Source organism: Acinetobacter sp. LMB-5 (assembly GCF_001541635.1).
GTDB classification, from domain to species: domain Bacteria; phylum Pseudomonadota; class Gammaproteobacteria; order Pseudomonadales; family Moraxellaceae; genus Acinetobacter; species Acinetobacter pittii.
In genome coordinates this window covers 1-308 of the sequence record NZ_LRDR01000137.1, presented here as the reverse complement: position 1 = coordinate 308, position 308 = coordinate 1, and the positions used below count along the sequence as shown (strand labels likewise).

The 308-nt window shown below is 46.4% G+C and carries 1 protein-coding gene; it reads left to right on the top strand.

What is annotated here, in order from left to right:
* Positions 1–308 (top strand): tripartite tricarboxylate transporter permease (locus tag AW165_RS19595; protein ID WP_171254281.1); only part of this gene is annotated, 308 nt, incomplete at both ends.

Genomic DNA, 308 nt, shown 5'->3' with positions numbered 1-308 from the left:
GCTTACTTGGTATTCGTTTCTTCTGTCGCATCATAGAAGTTCCGAAAATACTGATGATTCCAATCATCATCTTCCTGTCTGTGGTTGGTGCTTATGCGATTAACAACTCCATGTTTGATGTCGGCATAGCTATCGCGTTCGGTTTGCTGGGCTTCGCCCTCGGCAAGATGGACATTCCATCCTCACCAATACTGTTGGCCATCATTTTGGGGCCAATGGCAGAAACCAACTTACGCAAAGCCTTACTCATGTACGACAACTCGTGGTCATTCTTGTATGAACGACCAATCGCACTTGCCTTCGTGTTG